Below are 16,542 nucleotides of genomic sequence, written 5' to 3' on the forward strand. Positions count from 1 at the left end.
ACCCAGCTGAGGCAACAACTGAAGAGGCTTGTGGATGGCAGATTGCAGATGCAATGGAGAATAAGGCGTAGCGCTTGGATCTACCGCAGGTGGGCGCTGTGAATGAGCCCCTGCGCTCGAACTAACCGGCAGCGCCAAAAAGCCAAATGAGCTCAGCGGATTGAAATAATGCGGTAGAAATGCAGCCCAGAAAAGTCCAAATAGCGTCATTTATGCGTGTGCAGAAAGCGACGCCCTAGCCCTCACCGGTTTCACCTAATGGTGAAGTCAGCCGCAAGCTTGGGCCACGGGCAAGATAGACAACCGCCTCAGATGTTGCGCTTGCTCAGCAACTAAGGCAAAAAACTGGATTTTTAAGGCATAAAACGACTATTCGCAAGGTTGCGACTAGTTTTTTCAGCCTATCACTTAAAATTTGTATCTGCAATCACACACCGCTCGCGCTCTTTAGGCTGAGCAAAAATCTCACTGCGGGTAGAGAACTATTTCTTCCCAAAGACAGTGGCACAATCTGACGCTCAGGCCAACAAGTAGTAGAAATTTCCGCGATCGCCGCCAAGCCTGGACAGCGCAGCTTAATGCAGTTGGGAAAATGCCCCTATGGGGCGATCGCCCCAATGCTCACCTCAAAGCGTTGCCGACAATCAGCTAGTAACGGCCCAAAGTGGCTTCCAAAAGTAGCAGCCCCGTCAAAATGACACCAACAGAGGGAGTCAGACGAGGCTGGAGACGCAGTTAGGAGGTATCTTGCGTTCAGCATATCTGTGGAATGGCTGAGTAGGGTCTTCCCTTAACAAGTTTTTAAGGCTTTCGGTGGAGCGATCGCCAGCAAACGCAGACCACCGGCTCCCCTGCCTCAATTTAGCGGCTGAGCCAGCTCAGGCTGACCGAGCTTTACCGCTCCATAAAGCTTCAGTAAAAGCCCAATCTTTCAAGTATCGAATATAACCTCAGCCGTGAAGAATCACACTATGCCCCCGCAGTGTGCAAGTTCGTTAAACCGAGCCTTTGCCAGCGGCAGGGCAGGGGTTCTGTCACTAATCCAGGGTCGTTCTAGCTATGAAGGCAACGCTGATTCGAGTCTTTATTTGGCCCAGTGGTGCCGCGCTACTGGTGGGGTTCAGCATGTTAAGTTTGCTACTTCTGCACTGGCCCCACTCTGAGGCTGAGCAGCAGGCCAGCGGCAACCGCGACGAGTTTCCGGGCCAGCGGCGGGGGGGCGGCACCCACTGGGTTAACGGCCAACACAATGACACTATGGCTTAAAGGCTGTGGCCTAGCAGGCTAACGATTCTCCAGGGGCGCAGGGGCAAGCTGGTTGCCAACCATTTCCGGATAGCGCTGTTATTCCCTGTATATCTCTGTATTCAGGGAATTGCGAGTCAATGCCTGCCATTGCCACTCCTACCATTGCCGGTTTAATCCATGGTGCATTTTCGGGTCTGGCCGTCTAGGCAGCAGCTCCAACAGTGGGCCTCCCGTTTTGATCAGCCCATCAATTTTGGCAGCCGAGCGGTGTTGGTTTCTGGCTTGCTCGCCCTGACGCTAGTGTCTGCGGGCAAGCGGCTACAGCTATTTGAATCCCTCGAAACCTCTAGCTTTGACCTGCTCACCCGGCTGCTGATTCAGCAGGCTCCAGACCCCCGGCTGCTGATTGTAGAGGTGACCGAGGCCGATCTAGAAGCCTACGGTTGGCCCCTGTCTGATCAGGTGGTAGCCAATATTATTGCCGAAGTGCAGCGCCACGAGCCGGCGGTAATAGGGCTCGATCTGTACCGCAACACCCCCCAGGACGTGCCAGGTCAGGCAGCCCTGGCCCAAGCCTTTACCGATTCTTCAAACGTAATCGGCATCTTTAATGTGGGCCAGCAGACAAACGGCGTTGAGGTACCCGCTCCAGCCACCTGGCCCGCCGATCAGGTGGGGTTTAACGACTTTGTCATTGACCCCGACGGCGTGCTGCGCCGCAACCTGCTGTACGTAGCTATCCCCAATAATCCCGCTTACTCGTTTCCGCTGCGGGTGGTGCTGGCCTACCACACCGATTTAGCGTTTCAAGTCGATCGAGACAACGATCTGCTGCGCGTTGGGGAAGCTGAGTTTCCGGCCCTGTTAGCTAAGGATGGTGGCTACGCCAACATCGACGACCGGGGCTTTCAGGTGCTGATGAAGTATCGCACTCCCTACGAACCGGCGCCCACGTTAACTATTACCCAGGTGCTAGCCGGGGCCGTGCCCCCCGACTGGGTGCGAGGCAAGATTGTATTGATTGGCTCCACCGCCTCCAGCCTGAAGGACGAGTTTTATACCCCCTTTAGTCACGAGCATGAAGCCCAGTTTGTGATGGCGGGGGTTGAGGTGCATGCCCAAAGCATTAGCCAGCTGCTCGATGCGATCGCAGGCGAACCCGCTCTCTACCGTTTTTTGCCCCAGTGGGGCGAATTTGTCTGGCTGCTGGGCTGTACCCTAGCCGCCGGGGTCATGGGCTGGCAGGTGCGCCGCCCCCCCCTGCTGCTATTGCTCAGCGGGGGGATGGTGTTGACCATTCGGGGGCTGAGCGGCCTGGCCCTGGCCAACCTGCTGTGGATTCCGACAGTAGAACCTGTGGCGGCGTTTTTGCTGGCCCTGGGGCTGGTGCTGACGCAAAAGGTGCTGTACCGCAGCAGCTACGACCAGCTCACCCTGCTGCCGGGGCGAGACATGTTTGTGCTGCAAGTGCAGCGGGCACTCTGCCAAAAACCCGCTACGGCGGTGACGGTGGTGTTTCTCGACATCGATCGCTTTAAGCTGATCAACCAGTCTTTTGGGCATATTGTGGGCGATCGCGTGCTGCAAACCCTGGCTCAGCGGCTGCAAAAGTTTTTGCCCCCGTCGGCTCAACTGTCGCGGGTGGGGGGCGATGAGTTTGCCTTTCTGCTGCCGGTGCACGACCAGCCCACCGTAGACGAGTGGTTAAACCGTTTGCAAACCGAACTGTCAGAGCCATTTTCGCTCACGCGGCGGCGGCTCTCGGTAACCAGCTCGATGGGGGTGGCCATGGCCCACGGCGAACATCCCCCCAGCCCCCAAGACCTGCTGCGCGACGCCCACACCGCCATGTACCGGGCCAAGGCTCTGAATGAATACCGCTACGAAGTGTTCGCCAGCACCATGCACGAAGAGGCCGTGCGCCGCCTAGAGCTAGAGAGCCACCTGCTCAGCGCCTTTGAAAACAACGAGTTTTTGCTCCACTACCAACCGATTGTCTGTTTGCAAAGCGGGCGCATTGCGGGCTTTGAGGCGCTGGTGCGGTGGTACCGCCCGGAGGAGGGCTTCGTGTCGCCGGGGCAGTTTATTCAGGTCACCGAAGAGACCGGGCTGATTGTGCACCTGGGCCAGTGGATCTTTCGGGCCGCCTGCGCCCAGCTCAAAGACTGGCAGCAGCAGTTTCCCGACCATCCCTTGACCATGAGCATTAACCTATCGCGGCGGCAGTTGCACCAGGTTGACCTAGTGGATCAGTTTGGGGGCTGTCTGCGGGAGCTAAATCTGGCTGGCAAGCAGGTACAGCTCGAAATTACGGAAAGCATGATCATGCGGGACGTGGATGGGGCGACGGAGCTGATGCACCGGCTCAAGCAGCTGGGGCTGAAGCTGGCGATCGACGACTTTGGCACCGGCTATTCATCGCTCAGCTACCTGCACCGTTTCCCCACAGACACCCTCAAAATTGACCAGTCGTTTGTTGGCCGGATGGATCAAAGTGGCGACGATCGCGAGATTGTGCAGACCATTATCGCCCTAGGCCAAAAGCTGAATATGGATTTAGTGGCCGAAGGCATTGAGACCGAAACCCAGCTCAATCGACTGCGGGCCATGGGCTGTCGGCGCGGTCAGGGCTACCTGTTTTCTCAGCCCCTGGGCCGTGAGGCGGCGACAGCACTGTTGACTAACCCCTGGCCTTGGCTCAGGGCCAGCACCCCAGACGAGGCCCAAAAGGCTTGAAAACAGGCGGTGTTTGGTCATCGTTACATAACACTATGTTTTGTGCAGAAGTAATAGGATGTTGGGGTAGGCTTTTGTGCTTCAGGGCACAGTTATAGAGAGCCTTAGTTTTAGAGGTTGGCGGCCAAGCTGCGCTCGTTTGAGAGCTAACACAGTCCATGGGCCAACTAGTCTGGGTTGTCGAGATTTAGACCCAGCTGGGCTACCCGCAATTCCTCAAGGAATTGCTGCGCCAATCGCGGTAGCATCGCCGCGGTTAGCGGTAGCCGTGGTGATAGCAACGACCGAGCGCCCTACCGCCGACCTCAGTGACCAACAGGAGGTCAAACCATGCCCATTGCCAGCATTAACCCCGCCACCGGAGCGGTGCTCAAGGAGTTTGAGCCCTTGAGCGAGGCCGAAATCGAGCACAAGCTCGCCCTGGCCACCCAAACTTTTACTACCTACCGTCACACATGCTTTGAGCAGCGCGCTGGGTGGCTGCATCAGGCCGCCCAGGTGCTCGACGACAACAAGGCCGCCTACGCCAAAATCATGGCCCTGGAGATGGGCAAACCCCTGGCGGGAGCGATCGCCGAAGTCGAAAAGAGCGCCCTGGTCTGCCGCTACTACGCCGACCACGGAGCCGAGTTTTTGGCCGATGAGCCCGTCACCACCGACGCCAGCCGCAGCTTTGTGCGCTACCAGCCCCTCGGCCCAGTGCTGGCGGTGATGCCCTGGAACTTTCCGTTTTGGCAGGTGTTTCGCTTTGCCGCCCCGGCGCTGATGGCGGGTAACGTGGGGCTGCTCAAGCACGCCTCGAATGTGCCCCAGTGCGCCCTGGCGATCGAGGAAGTTTTTCAAAAGGCGGGTCTGCCGGAGGGCGCGTTTCAGACGCTGCTGATTGGGGGCGATCGCATTGCCCAGCTCGTCACCGACGATCGCATCAAAGCCGCCACCCTCACCGGCAGCGAGCCCGCCGGAGCCAGCCTGGCCGCCGCCTGCGGTCAGCAGATCAAAAAAACCGTGCTAGAGCTGGGCGGCAGTGATCCGTTTATCGTCATGCCCAGCGCCGATTTGGAAAGTGCGATCGCCACCGCTGCCACCGCCCGCATGCTCAACACCGGCCAGTCCTGCATTGCCGCCAAGCGGTTTATTGTCCATGAGGCGATCGCCGAGCGCTTTGAGCAGGGGATGACCGAAAAATTTGCGGCCCTGGTGGTGGGCAATCCTTTAGATGACGGCGTTACCGTTGGCCCCCTGGCCACCCCGGACATCGCCGCCGAGCTAGAGCAGCAGGTCAACACCTGCCTGGAGTTGGGCGGTACCGCGCTGATCGGCGGCGACGTGGCGGCGCTGAAGGCCCAGCTGCCCGCTGACCTGCAAAACGGCAACTGGTTTCCACCCACCATTCTCGCCGCTCTGCCGCCCGGCACCCCCGCCGACCAGGAGGAGTTCTTTGGCCCGGTGGCCCTGGTATTTCGCGTCGCCAGTTTGGATGAAGCCATTCACCGCGCCAACGACATTCCCTTTGGCCTGGGGGCCAGTGCCTGGAGCCTGGACCCCGCCGAGCAGGAGCGATTGATGGCCGAGCTAGAGGCTGGGGCAGTCTTTATTAATGGACTGGTCAAGTCTGACCCCCGCCTGCCCTTTGGCGGCATTAAGCGATCGGGCTACGGGCGCGAACTGGGCCGCCACGGCATCCACGAATTCGTCAACATCAAAACCGTCTGGGTTAAGTAACCCCATTCTCCACCCCAGCTCCCCTCCACTTCCCCATCTCAAAATTCAAAACTCCCCACCTTCCCCACCCTCTACTCCCCCGAACCACGCTATGAACACCGCCGAATTGCTTGTCCAGTGCCTTGAGAACGAAGGCGTCGAATACATCTTTGGCCTACCAGGGGAGGAAAACCTCCAGCTGCTCCAGGCTCTCAAGCGATCTTCCATTCAGTTCATCACCACTCGCCACGAGCAGGGGGCGGCCTTTATGGCCGATGTCTACGGACGGCTAACGGGCAAGGCGGGGGTGTGCCTTTCGACCCTAGGGCCGGGGGCGACAAACTTGATGACCGGGGTAGCCGACGCGACCCTCGATCGTGCGCCGCTGGTAGCGATCACGGGCCAGGTGGGCACCGATCGCATGCACATTGAGTCACACCAGTACCTCGACCTGGTGGCCATGTTTGCCCCGGTCACCAAGTGGAATGCCCAGATTGTGCGGCCTAGCATTACCCCCGAGATTGTGCGCAAAGCCTTTAAGCTGGCCCAGGCCGAAAAGCCCGGCGCTGTCCACATCGATCTGCCCGAAAACATTGCCGAAATGGAGGTGGTTGGGGCCGCCCTACGCAGAGACAGCCAAGAGAAAACCTATGCCTCATTGCAGAGCATTCAGCAGGCGGCGGTAGCGATTTCCCAAGCCACTAACCCAATGATTTTGGTGGGCAACGGTGCCATTCGCGCCAGTGCCAGCGAGGCCCTGACGGAGTTTGCTACCCAGCTCAACATTCCCGTCGCCAACACCTTCATGGGCAAGGGCGTGATTCCCTATACCCACCCGCTGGCGCTGTGGTCGCTGGGGTTGCAGCAGCGCGACTACATCACCTGCGCCATGGAGCAGACCGATCTAATCATTGCCGTGGGCTACGACTTGATTGAGTATTCGCCTAAAAAGTGGAACCCCGACGGCAAGCTGCCCATTCTGCACATCAACCTTACCCACGCCGAAGTTGACAGTAGCTATATTCCCAAGGTCGAAGTCATTGGCGACATCTCTGACTCCCTAGAAGAAATTCTCAAGCGGGTGAAGCGCCAGGGTCGCCCCGCACCCCACAGCCTCAAGATTCGCGACGAAATTCGGGCTGACTACGAGCAGTATGCCGACGACTACGGCTTCCCGATCAAGCCCCAGAAGCTGATCTACGACCTGCGCCAGGTGCTAGACGCCGAAGACATTGTGATTTCTGACGTGGGGGCTCACAAAATGTGGATGGCCCGCAACTACCACTGCCTGCGCCCCAACACCTGCTTGATCTCAAACGGCTTTGCGGCTATGGGCATTGCCCTGCCGGGGGCGCTGGCGGCCAAGCTGGTGCACCCCAACCGCAAGGTGGTGGCGGTGACTGGCGATGGCGGCTTCATGATGAACTGCCAGGAATTGGAAACCGCTCTGCGGGTCGGTACGCCCTTTGTCACCATCATCTTTAACGACGGCGGCTATGGGCTGATCGAGTGGAAGCAGATGAACTACTACGGCGAGTCAACCTACATTCACTTCACCAATCCTGACTTTGTCAAGCTGGCGGAGGCCATGGGGCTGAAGGGCTACCGAATCGAGTCAGCGGAGGACTTTGTGCCGACTTTGAAGCAGGCGTTGGAAGACGATGTGCCAGCGGTGATCGACTGCCCGGTAGACTATCGGGAAAACCTGCTGTTTAGCCAGAAGGCGGGCGATCTGAACTGTCTGATCTAAGTGGGTTCCCGGTTTAGGGCTGAAGGTTGAGGTAGTCCCCTGACGCCTGACTTTAAACCTGACACCCTACCCCCCTACAAAACCTCCCGGTTGACCCCCAGCACGGCTGAAAAACTAAGGGTCTACCCTGGCCGAGGTTTGTATGGTGATCAATCTGGCAAAGTCGCCTCTGGTGAGAAGCATTGGTGGGGTGGGCGCGATCGCCGCCGTCCTCATCGGTGCATCCTACCTAGCCACGGCTAGCGACCCCGCTCCTGAGCAGACCATCAACCAGCTCAGCATTTCGCCCTGGCAGCAGGGCACCGACCTCGGTTGGCAGGCCGCAGTCGCGGCCCAGACGGCCCAAACCCAGGCCGACTGGCAGCGGGTGAGCGATCTGTGGGGGCAGGCGATCGCCGCCCTAGAGACTGTTCCCGCCACCGATGCCAACTTTGCCCAGGCCCAGGCTAAGGCAGAGCAGTATCGGGGCAATCGGGCGATCGCGAGCGATCGCCTAGCCAAAGCCAGCCCTGCTCCCAGCGTCCCTACCGCTGCCAGCGACCTGCAAACCGCCCTGGCCACCGCCGAACCTGCCTTTACCTTTGCTCCTGGCCCCAACGCTCGCACCGTGGGGCGCTCTGCCGATGGCTTAGCCACGGTTGAACTGGGGGGCGATCGCGCCACCCTAGTCCTACCCCGCAGCCCTCAAGACAAAACGCTGACCATGGCCCAGGTGGTCTACGCCAACCAGTTTTTAGCCCTGGCTGCCCCTGAAACCGCTACGCAGCCCTGGCTGCTAGAGAGCCTGCGCGACGTGCAGCGCAACCAACCTCCTACCATTCCTGCCGAGGCCCCCGTAACCCTCAGCACTGGGGCAGAGTCCCTGAGCATTACCGTGGTGACTGAACCCTAACGCTCGGTAATTACGCGGCTGTTTTGGGGCAACTGGGCAAACCGTTCCCCCGAGCGAATAAAATTGGAGTTTATGGAACCCAGCGGTTCCAGGTTTCTTCAACTCCAGCCAGGTAATTTATGAGAGCGTATCGGGCCGCCGCCGTACAGATGACCAGTGTGCCAGACTTGGCCAAAAATTTGGCCCAGGCCGAAGAGCTAATTGACCTGGCAGTACGTCAGGGGGCAGAATTGGTCAGCCTTCCCGAAAATTTTTCGTTCCTGGGCGACGAAGACGCAAAAATCGCCCAAGCCGACACCATTAGCCAGGCCAGCGAAGCGTTTCTCAAAACCATGGCCCAGCGCTACCAGGTGACGCTGATTGGCGGCGGCTACCCGGTGCCCGCCAAAGAGGGCAAGGTCTTTAACACCGCCCTGCTAGTTTCCCCCGAGGGCCAAGAGCTGATGCGCTACGAAAAAGTGCACCTGTTTGACGTCAACCTGCCCGACGGCAACACCTACCGCGAGTCCAACACCGTTATCTCGGGCCACCTGCTGCCCGATGTCTTTCCCTCCAAGCCCTTTGGTATTTTGGGCCTATCGGTGTGCTACGACGTCCGCTTTCCAGAGCTATATCGCCACCTGTCGCAGCAGGGAGCCGAGGTGCTGGTAGTGCCTGCCGCCTTCACCGAGTTTACTGGCAAAGACCATTGGCAAATTTTGCTGCAAGCCCGTGCGATCGAGAACACTTGCTACGTGATTGCCCCGGCTCAAACCGGCTTCCATAATGCTCGCCGCCAGTCCCACGGACACGCCATGATCATCGACCCCTGGGGCATGGTGCTGGCCGATGCTGGGGTTGAGAAGGGGATTGCGATCGCCGAAATCAACCCCGATCGCATTTCCCAGGTGCGTCGCCAAATGCCCGCATTGGCCCACCGGGTCTTTCCCTAAAACCTATTTCCTCCGGTAGAACAGTCGTTGGAACGACCCCTATGAACTCTTCAGCCGAAGTAATTTCATGTACATTGGACGGGACGAGTTGTAGCGGTCTGCATGGCAAATTGGATGAGTGGCCTCATCGGCAGCGGCCTAATTAGCAATCTTCCCACCGATTTTTTTCTGATGAAACCTGCGTTCAGCCCCTGGCTGGCAGAGCTGTCAGAGGCGGAGGTAGAGCCCCTAGTGCTCGCCAGTGTATTGCTAAGTCTAGTTGTGGTCTACCTCGCGGCCAAGATTGGCGGTGAGCTATGTGCCCGCGTTAACCTACCCGCAGTTTTAGGAGAGCTTATCGGAGGCGTCATCGTCGGCGTCTCGGCTCTGCACCTGATTGTGTTTCCCGCAAGCGGCGGTGAAGTGCAGTCACTGCTGATGAACTTAGTCGGTATGACCACAGGCCAAGCCCCAGGCGATCTGCTGCGGGTCTTTCAGGGCGAAAGTGAGGTCATCTCTGTGCTAGCCGAGCTAGGGGTGATCGTTCTACTGTTTGAAATTGGCTTGGAGTCAGACCTCAAAGAACTCATTCGCGTTGGCCCTCAGGCGGCGGTGGTAGCCGTTGTTGGGGTAGTAGCTCCCTTTGCCGCTGGTACCGCTGGGCTAATTTTGATCTTTGGCATTGATACCATTCCAGCCGTGTTTGCCGGAGCGGCGCTCACCGCCACCAGCATTGGCATTACCGCCAAGGTGCTGGCCGAAATGCAGCAGCTCAGCTCCAGGGAAGGCCAAATCATCATTGGAGCTGCCGTACTCGACGACGTGCTGGGCATCATTGTGCTAGCCGTAGTGGCTAGCCTCGCTAAAACCGGCGAAATTGAAATTCTCAGCGTGGCTTACCTAGTTGCTGGAGCCGCCACGTTTTTGGTAGGGTCTATCTTCATTGGCCGCCTGCTCAGCCCCTACTTTGTCATGGTGGTGAATCAGATGCGCACCCGGGGGCAGGTCATTATCAGTGCCCTGATCTTTGCCTTTGTGCTGTCTTACATTGCTGCGGCCATTCAGCTAGAGGCCATTTTGGGTGCCTTTGCCGCTGGCCTAATCTTGGCCGAAACCTCCAAGCACAAAGAGATTGAGGAGCAGATCAGCCCCATTGCCGACATGCTGGTGCCGATTTTCTTCATTGTTGTCGGGGCCCGTACCGACATCAGTGTGCTCAACCCTCTAAACCCCGAAAACCGGGCTGGGTTAGTGATTGCCTCTTTTCTCGTGGTGGTCGCCGTTCTCGGTAAGGTCATCACTGGCTTAGCCGTCTTCGGGCAGCCTGGTATTAACCGCTTAGCCATTGGGGTCGGTATGATTCCTCGGGGTGAAGTGGGACTTGTGTTTGCTGGCGTAGGGGCTGCCAGTGGCGTGCTTACCGAGTCGCTGGATGCTGCCATCATTGTCATGGTCATTTTCACCACGTTCTTGGCCCCGCCCCTGCTGCGAGTTGTCTTTAAAGACGACGAAGGCCCAGTTTCCCCCGCTACCCCCGCCCCCGAATTGAAAACCGCTGACAAGGCAGGATCTTAGCCACAGATACCGTTTAAGGTATAAAGCTACCCGGTAACGTTGCTATACTGGGTATGCTTTTGCTGGTGTAGCTCAGTTGGTAGAGCAGCTGATTTGTAATCAGCCGGTCGCAAGTTCGAATCTTGTCACCAGCTTATTTTTAGAAACCTCTGGAGCTTGCTCGCTCAGCAAGCTGTTGTGGCGATCTACTTTAGTAGATAGTTACAGCGTCTGTTTGCGCTAGTTGCAAAGGGTGTAAGTCTCAACTGGCCTACCCCACACCTTTGCGAGGTAAAAACTGTCTGAGACGAAGCCTAGAGAAATTAAGTCTGATACTCTCTGGTCACTTTGACTAACCCTAGGTAGCAGCATTCTACGGATAATCTTCTTCATCGTACTCATCATCTGCAATCCAAGTGCCAACGGGGCGTAGGACGTCAGGAATCGTTGCATCATCGGTAAACTCCAGCACGGTCTCCCGATAGCCTAAATATCCTGACTCTGTGAAGGTCAGCAGCATGCGACCCAAGGCTGGCCACACGATATCGGCAAACTCCCAGTCGTGGTTAAACCCGGCTCGGTCGGCGATCGATCGCAGTGCCCAAAAATAGCTGTTGCGCACCACCGAGCCTGACTTTTTATAGGCTGGCACATCCTTTTGGTGGAGGTAGAGAATGTCTTGGTCAATTCGAGCGCGCACAGCTAACCAGCGGTAGATGGGTGATACGGTAAGACTATTAACAATAAGTTACAGGCGGTTCTGGGTTAAAGACTCGTTAGTCAGATTCAGCCCCGATCGCAATGACTTAGCTCTGGAGTCTGCCCCTTGCCATGTCCGCTGCGGTCTGTCTGCAAAATGTCCACAAAGTCTACAACGGCGTATCGGTTGTCAATGACCTCTCTCTAAATATTGAAGCCGGAGAAGTTTTTGGTCTCCTCGGCCCCAACGGCGCGGGCAAGTCAACGACTATTCGTATGGCCACAACCCTGACCCAGCCCAGCGACGGCCACGTGGTGGTCGCTGGGTATGACGTCAATCGCCAGCAGCTCGACGTGCGCCGCCAAATTGGCGTAGTGCTACAACAAACCAGCGTTGATGGCGACCTCACCGTCTGGGAAAACATGGAGCTGCACGGACGCATGCACCACATTCCTGCTGCGCAGCGCCGCACCGCCATCGACACTTGGCTGGAGTATGTAGAATTAGGCGATCGCCGCAACGACAAAGTCAAAACCCTCAGCGGCGGCATGAAGCGGCGGCTACAAATTGCCCGCGCCCTGCTCCACAATCCCAAAATTCTCTTTCTCGACGAGCCCACCGTGGGCCTCGACCCCCAAACCCGTCGCCGCCTATGGGAAATTATTCGCGGCCTCAATCAGCAGGGCATGACCATGCTGCTCACCACCCACTATATGGAAGAGGTGGAGTACCTGTGCGATCGCATTGGCATTCTCGACCAAGGCAAGCTGATTGAACTGGGCACCCTGGACGAATTTCGCCACCGCCACGGTGAAGGCATCGTCATGACTCAAAAGGGCGATCGCTGGGATTACCAGTTTTTTCCTACCCTAGATGCCGCCAACGCCCACCTCGACCAGCAGCCCGACAAAACCGGCATGATGACCCGCCCCTCTAACCTCGAAGACATCTTTGTAGAGCTGACGGGCCGCAATTTGGATTAAGTCTAGAACGGTGCATTCGCGCCAGCAATGCACCCTACGAATTTCCAACTACAGCCTGCTAGATTGCCTAGACAACCTAAAGTTTTCACCGGCCAATTTGCAAAACATAGGTTTTAAACCGATGATCAGCCCCTCCTTTCCGTGAGGTGAAGGACGACGGAACGTCCTTCTCGATGGGGGTCTGGGGCCATTTCGCTGGCCCCAGCGACAGATCTGGCTTTGCCCCAGATTGTGCGCCGCACTAAACCTGGCGAAATCAGCCCCGTTTTGCAGGGCAAACGCCGTTTGCCCCTACAGAATCATCTGCTCTTCAATAGTTCTTTGGAACCCAAAACCAGCATTACCCCTTTCCCGAACCCCTAAAATCAACCGTTTACCAAAATCGGCGCTAGGCTTGAGGATGGTTTCAGGGTACTGATAATCTATGCCTGGTCTAGCCACCACCATCGAAGCGATTTTGTACCTCAAGGGCCAGCCCCTCGACATTGCCAAGCTAGCCGAGCTAGCCCGCTGCGATCGCGAAGACATCGAAGAAGGGCTGATCGATCTGATGAACGACTATGCCCACCGCGACGGGGCCTTAGAAATAATCGAAACCGTCGATGGCTACTGCCTTCAGCTCAAAGAGCGGTATCGGTTTTTAGTGGATTTACTGATTCCCATCGATCTGGGAGTGGGGTCACTGCGAACGCTGGCCGCGATCGCCCTCAAAGGCCCGATCAGCCAAACCGACCTCGTCGACTTGCGTGGTTCTGGCGTCTATCAGCACATTCCAGAACTCGTCGCCCAGGGCTTTGTGCGCAAGCGCCGCCAAGCCGAAGGGCGATCGTCCCTCGTGCAGGTCACCGACAAGTTTTATCAGCACTTCGAAATTGATGCGCTGCCCCAGCTACGGCCCAAAGGTTCAACCACCGCCGCCGATACAGACGCTGACGATGGGGATGAACCCGAAGTTGAGCCCGACATCGAGGAAGCCTCATAAGGCTTATCAGCCGCCCCCGCCACCAAACTATTGTAAAGCCGGAAATCGCAGCATCTGAGCGCCAAATCGTTTCCTAGCCTGGGTTTGAGGCAAGCGGCTAAACCTAAGCTACTGAATCGACGCAATATTACATGATTCGTTACGCTATCATCGGGAATATTAGCAGGTATAGGCAGACCAGGGGTTGCCTTTGTTGCATTGGATCCGATCGCCCCAGTATTTGGTACTCGCCGTCGCCTACGTTGTGACCAAAGGTCTTTGAGATTCTATGGTATTTAACCCTGAAGATACTGAATTCATTAGCATGTCGGCCAATAGCGACCACCCCAATGAGTTGCTTAAATATCTCCAGCATCAGTCCCCAGAGGTGCTGACTCGGGTGGCCCAGGCCGTCAGCGGTGAAATCAAGCAGATTATTGCCCACAACGTGCAGGGGTTGGTCGGCGTGCTGCCAGGAGACGGATTCAACGTCCAAGTCACCACCGATCGCGAAAACCTAGCCGGGCTGCTCGCCTCCGCCATGATGACGGGCTACTTTCTCCGCCAGATGGAGCAGCGCATGGAGCTAGAGCACACCGTGTCGGGCTCCCTCTTTGGTGCTGACTTCGGCTCTGACGATCTCGACTTTGACGATTAGGGCTAGCCTGGCTCCCGCTCCCTTTGCCCTGACTAACCCACCGGGAACGGATGCTGCTGAATGGCTTTGGCCAAGTTTTCTGGAGTGCCAATATCCAGATAGCTGCCCTGGGCAAAGGGCTGTGCCTCTATCCGCAAACCCGACGCCAACGCCGCCTGCATAACATCCCCAATCGGAACTTCAGTGTAGGGTGGCAGGATAGTTAGATGCTGGGGAATTTGGGTGCCGATCAGGGCCTGCTGGCGATCGCGCACAAACCTGTGCAAAAAGTCTGAGAAGCTGGGCCGCCAGGCGGCGATCGCCCACATGTAGGGCAGATGAGTCAGGCCAGACTTTTCGTAAATGCCCCGCACCACGCCGCTCTCGTCAAAATCGACCACCCCCACCGTCTCCGGCTGATCGGTAGGAAACAGTCCCAGCACCACATCCGCTGTGCCGCCGTGCAGCCGCTCCAGCAACACCTGATAAGCATCTCCCGGCTCAAATAGAATATCTGGAAAACCGAGCACCACCGTCGCCCCGCGTAAAAAAGGGTAAGCCTGGTTGAGGCTAAAGGGCACCCCAAAGGGCACATGCACCGTTAAATAGCTCAGGTGCATCCCTAAATCGGCCCCATCACCCAAAAAGTTGGGGATATCCCACTTGCCGGGTCGCAGAATGAAAAACGCCTGCTCCACCCCGGCCCGCCGCATTTTTTCCAGCAAATAGTGGCACACCACCTTGGGGCGAGGCCCCGATTGATTCGTTAGCATGCGAAAACCAATCGGAAATAGTTCTTTGCTCATCGGCAAGGGTGAAATGCGCGTACCTTGCCCGGCGGCAGGAATTAAACCAATGGTTGGTAGCGACGTAGACATCGGAATCGGGAACCTCGACGGCGATCAATCGTCCTTAATTATCCTGGTAGTAGGCGTGGGCTAAGCATGATGCACCAATTCTGGCAGGCCACCAATCAGCTGTCTTCACTATCTTTGGCGCTAGGGCAGCGCTTCGGCCACAGCGTCACTGCGCTGGCTCTAGTGGCGACCTCCTTGGCTGGGCTGGCCATAGCCACACCCCAGGCCAGCGCCGCAGAAGACATTCACATCACCTACGGGTCGTTAGAAGCGCCGCCCATTTCTGTCAGCGATTTAGAATCATTCGCCACTACAGGCATTGCTAGCCGCGACCTACAGCTGCTGCTCAACGTGCTTCGCATTGAGGAAGAGCAGGCCCGCCAGGTGCTAACCCAGAACGTGCTGGTGGACGTAGACACCGTGCGAGAAATGTCGGACACCTTTGCCGGGCAGTTTCTCTGGCGGCTGCTAGCCACGACCATTGAGTTTTCTGATAACGATACCCCCGGCTGGGAGCTGCTGCGCAACGCCGTTTTAGACACGGCAGAGACCGGCCAGCTCACCCTAATCGACGTACTCCGCACCATTGAGGCAACCACGCTACAGGTTGACGGTCGGCGGGTGATGGCGATCGCATCTCAAATCGACCTTGAAAGGGCGGGTAGCTTAGCCTCCATACTGCTGGGCAAGTAATGGTATTAGGGCCATCACTAGCGATCGTCTCCTGCTTTAAACAGCAGCTTAGAATGGTGGAAATGGCGACCGCCCTAGGCCTTTGTCTATGTCCAAAATCGACTCAACTCCTACAGGTCAGGCTGTGGCCATCGGCAATCTCTACGCCGAAGACTTCTACGCTTGGACTCAGGCTCAGGCAGAACTGCTTCGCCATCAGGCCTGGAGCCAGCTTGACCTACCCAATTTAATTGAGGAAATCGAATCCTTGGGCAAACAGCAGCACCAGGAACTTCGCAATCGCCTCAGCATATTGATTGGGCATTTATTGAAATGGCATTACCAGCCCCAGGGACGCAGCCGCAGTTGGCTAGCCACCTTGCGTATTCAGCGGTTAGATATCGCTGACTTGCTAGACGATAACCCTAGCCTCAAACCTTATTTATCCGAAGCCCTCGGCAAAGCCTACATCAAGGGAATTGAACTCGCTTCGGGCGAAACCAATTTGCCCAGCAGCACTTTTCCCTCCCAGTGCCCCTATAGCCTGACCGAACTGCTGAATGCTAAATTCTTCCCTGGCGAACCCAGCGATCTGATCGCCGAGGAAAACTAGACCCTGCGCTACGGAAATATCGGCTTGCTGTCGCCACCACCAGGCGACCGATGCCTCTATCCTGTGCAACAACCGTTACATTCCGTTGCATGGATTGGAAAGTTTACGAATGTATAGAAAGATCGCTTGGGGTTTGGTGGCAGCAGCGATCTGGGAAGCGCGCGCGGTAAAGACTGGTCGCTATTTTGGATGCGATCGCCTCCTTCATCCCCTAAAGCCCACTCTCATACCAAATCCGAATAGCATACCCCCGAAATAATTAGGCTAGTCAAGCGGGCCACCAGTGATAGTTGGTCAAGGCTTTAATCTCGGCTTGCATCGACAGCA

General features: G+C 57.1%; 14 protein-coding genes and 1 tRNA gene. 13 read left to right on the forward strand and 2 right to left on the reverse strand.

The genetic code is table 11. The features are described 5' to 3' along the window. Window positions 1-1,059 precede the first annotated feature (1,059 nt). The 8 genes from H6G07_RS22055 to H6G07_RS22090 all read left to right on the forward strand — a co-directional run bounded on the left by H6G07_RS22055 (window position 1,060) and on the right by H6G07_RS22090 (window position 10,947). Entirely contained in the window at window positions 1,060-1,266 is a 207-nt protein-coding gene (locus tag H6G07_RS22055; protein ID WP_073610346.1) for a hypothetical protein, read from the forward strand. A gap of 159 nt (window positions 1,267-1,425) precedes the next feature. Next, complete coding sequence (locus H6G07_RS22060) at window positions 1,426-3,984, forward strand: EAL domain-containing protein (RefSeq protein ID WP_084173476.1); 2,559 nt, start codon at window positions 1,426-1,428, stop codon at window positions 3,982-3,984. Between the two features lie 330 nt (window positions 3,985-4,314). Continuing rightward, window positions 4,315-5,706 (forward strand): NAD-dependent succinate-semialdehyde dehydrogenase, encoded by a 1,392-nt coding sequence (locus tag H6G07_RS22065; RefSeq protein ID WP_073610347.1) that lies wholly within the window; start codon window positions 4,315-4,317, stop codon window positions 5,704-5,706. A gap of 91 nt (window positions 5,707-5,797) precedes the next feature. After that, window positions 5,798-7,435: an acetolactate synthase large subunit gene (locus tag H6G07_RS22070; RefSeq protein WP_073610348.1), complete on the forward strand. Its 1,638-nt coding sequence runs from the start codon at window positions 5,798-5,800 to the stop codon at window positions 7,433-7,435. A 142-nt stretch (window positions 7,436-7,577) separates the two neighbouring features. Beyond that, entirely contained in the window at window positions 7,578-8,327 is a 750-nt protein-coding gene (locus tag H6G07_RS22075) for a hypothetical protein (protein WP_073610349.1), read from the forward strand. Between the two features lie 119 nt (window positions 8,328-8,446). Beyond that, the gene (locus H6G07_RS22080; RefSeq protein WP_073610350.1) at window positions 8,447-9,259 is read left to right on the forward strand and encodes a carbon-nitrogen hydrolase family protein; all 813 of its coding nucleotides are present in this window, start codon (window positions 8,447-8,449) and stop codon (window positions 9,257-9,259) included. A gap of 171 nt (window positions 9,260-9,430) precedes the next feature. Continuing rightward, window positions 9,431-10,813 carry a cation:proton antiporter gene (locus tag H6G07_RS22085; RefSeq protein ID WP_073610371.1) on the forward strand — a complete coding sequence of 461 codons (1,383 nt, stop codon included), beginning with the start codon at window positions 9,431-9,433 and terminating at the stop codon, window positions 10,811-10,813. 61 nt (window positions 10,814-10,874) lie between these two features. After that, window positions 10,875-10,947, forward strand: a tRNA-Thr gene (locus H6G07_RS22090). Between the two features lie 218 nt (window positions 10,948-11,165). On the opposite strand, the gene H6G07_RS22095 is transcribed toward H6G07_RS22090, so the two are convergent. Next, window positions 11,166-11,492: a hypothetical protein gene (locus H6G07_RS22095; RefSeq protein WP_073610351.1), complete on the reverse strand. Its 327-nt coding sequence runs from the start codon at window positions 11,490-11,492 to the stop codon at window positions 11,166-11,168. A 131-nt stretch (window positions 11,493-11,623) separates the two neighbouring features. Between H6G07_RS22095 and H6G07_RS22100 the strand changes: the two genes are divergently transcribed. From H6G07_RS22100 to H6G07_RS22110, 3 genes are all read left to right on the forward strand, one after another. Continuing rightward, window positions 11,624-12,475 (forward strand): ABC transporter ATP-binding protein, encoded by an 852-nt coding sequence (locus tag H6G07_RS22100; RefSeq protein WP_073610352.1) that lies wholly within the window; start codon window positions 11,624-11,626, stop codon window positions 12,473-12,475. Window positions 12,476-12,899: 424 nt separating this feature from the next. After that, entirely contained in the window at window positions 12,900-13,457 is a 558-nt protein-coding gene (gene scpB / locus H6G07_RS22105; RefSeq protein WP_073610353.1) for an SMC-Scp complex subunit ScpB, read from the forward strand. Window positions 13,458-13,725: 268 nt separating this feature from the next. Beyond that, window positions 13,726-14,094 (forward strand): DUF760 domain-containing protein, encoded by a 369-nt coding sequence (locus H6G07_RS22110; RefSeq protein ID WP_073610354.1) that lies wholly within the window; start codon window positions 13,726-13,728, stop codon window positions 14,092-14,094. Window positions 14,095-14,126: 32 nt separating this feature from the next. On the opposite strand, the gene H6G07_RS22115 is transcribed toward H6G07_RS22110, so the two are convergent. Then, on the reverse strand, window positions 14,127-14,951 hold the full coding sequence (locus H6G07_RS22115) for a nucleotidyltransferase family protein (RefSeq protein ID WP_073610355.1): 825 nt from the start codon (window positions 14,949-14,951) through the stop codon (window positions 14,127-14,129). Between the two features lie 69 nt (window positions 14,952-15,020). On the opposite strand from H6G07_RS22115, the gene H6G07_RS22120 reads away from it, so the two are divergent. Together H6G07_RS22120 and H6G07_RS22125 are read left to right on the forward strand one after the other, a co-directional pair. Then, complete coding sequence (locus H6G07_RS22120) at window positions 15,021-15,623, forward strand: alpha/beta hydrolase (protein WP_171973077.1); 603 nt, start codon at window positions 15,021-15,023, stop codon at window positions 15,621-15,623. A gap of 88 nt (window positions 15,624-15,711) precedes the next feature. Next, window positions 15,712-16,215, forward strand: a complete 504-nt coding sequence (locus H6G07_RS22125; RefSeq protein WP_073610357.1) for a DUF29 domain-containing protein — start codon at window positions 15,712-15,714, stop codon at window positions 16,213-16,215. Window positions 16,216-16,542 lie beyond the last annotated feature (327 nt).

This window comes from Phormidium tenue FACHB-1052 (genome assembly GCF_014696675.1).
Taxonomy (GTDB): Bacteria; Cyanobacteriota; Cyanobacteriia; order Phormidesmidales; family Phormidesmidaceae; genus Nodosilinea; species Nodosilinea tenuis_A.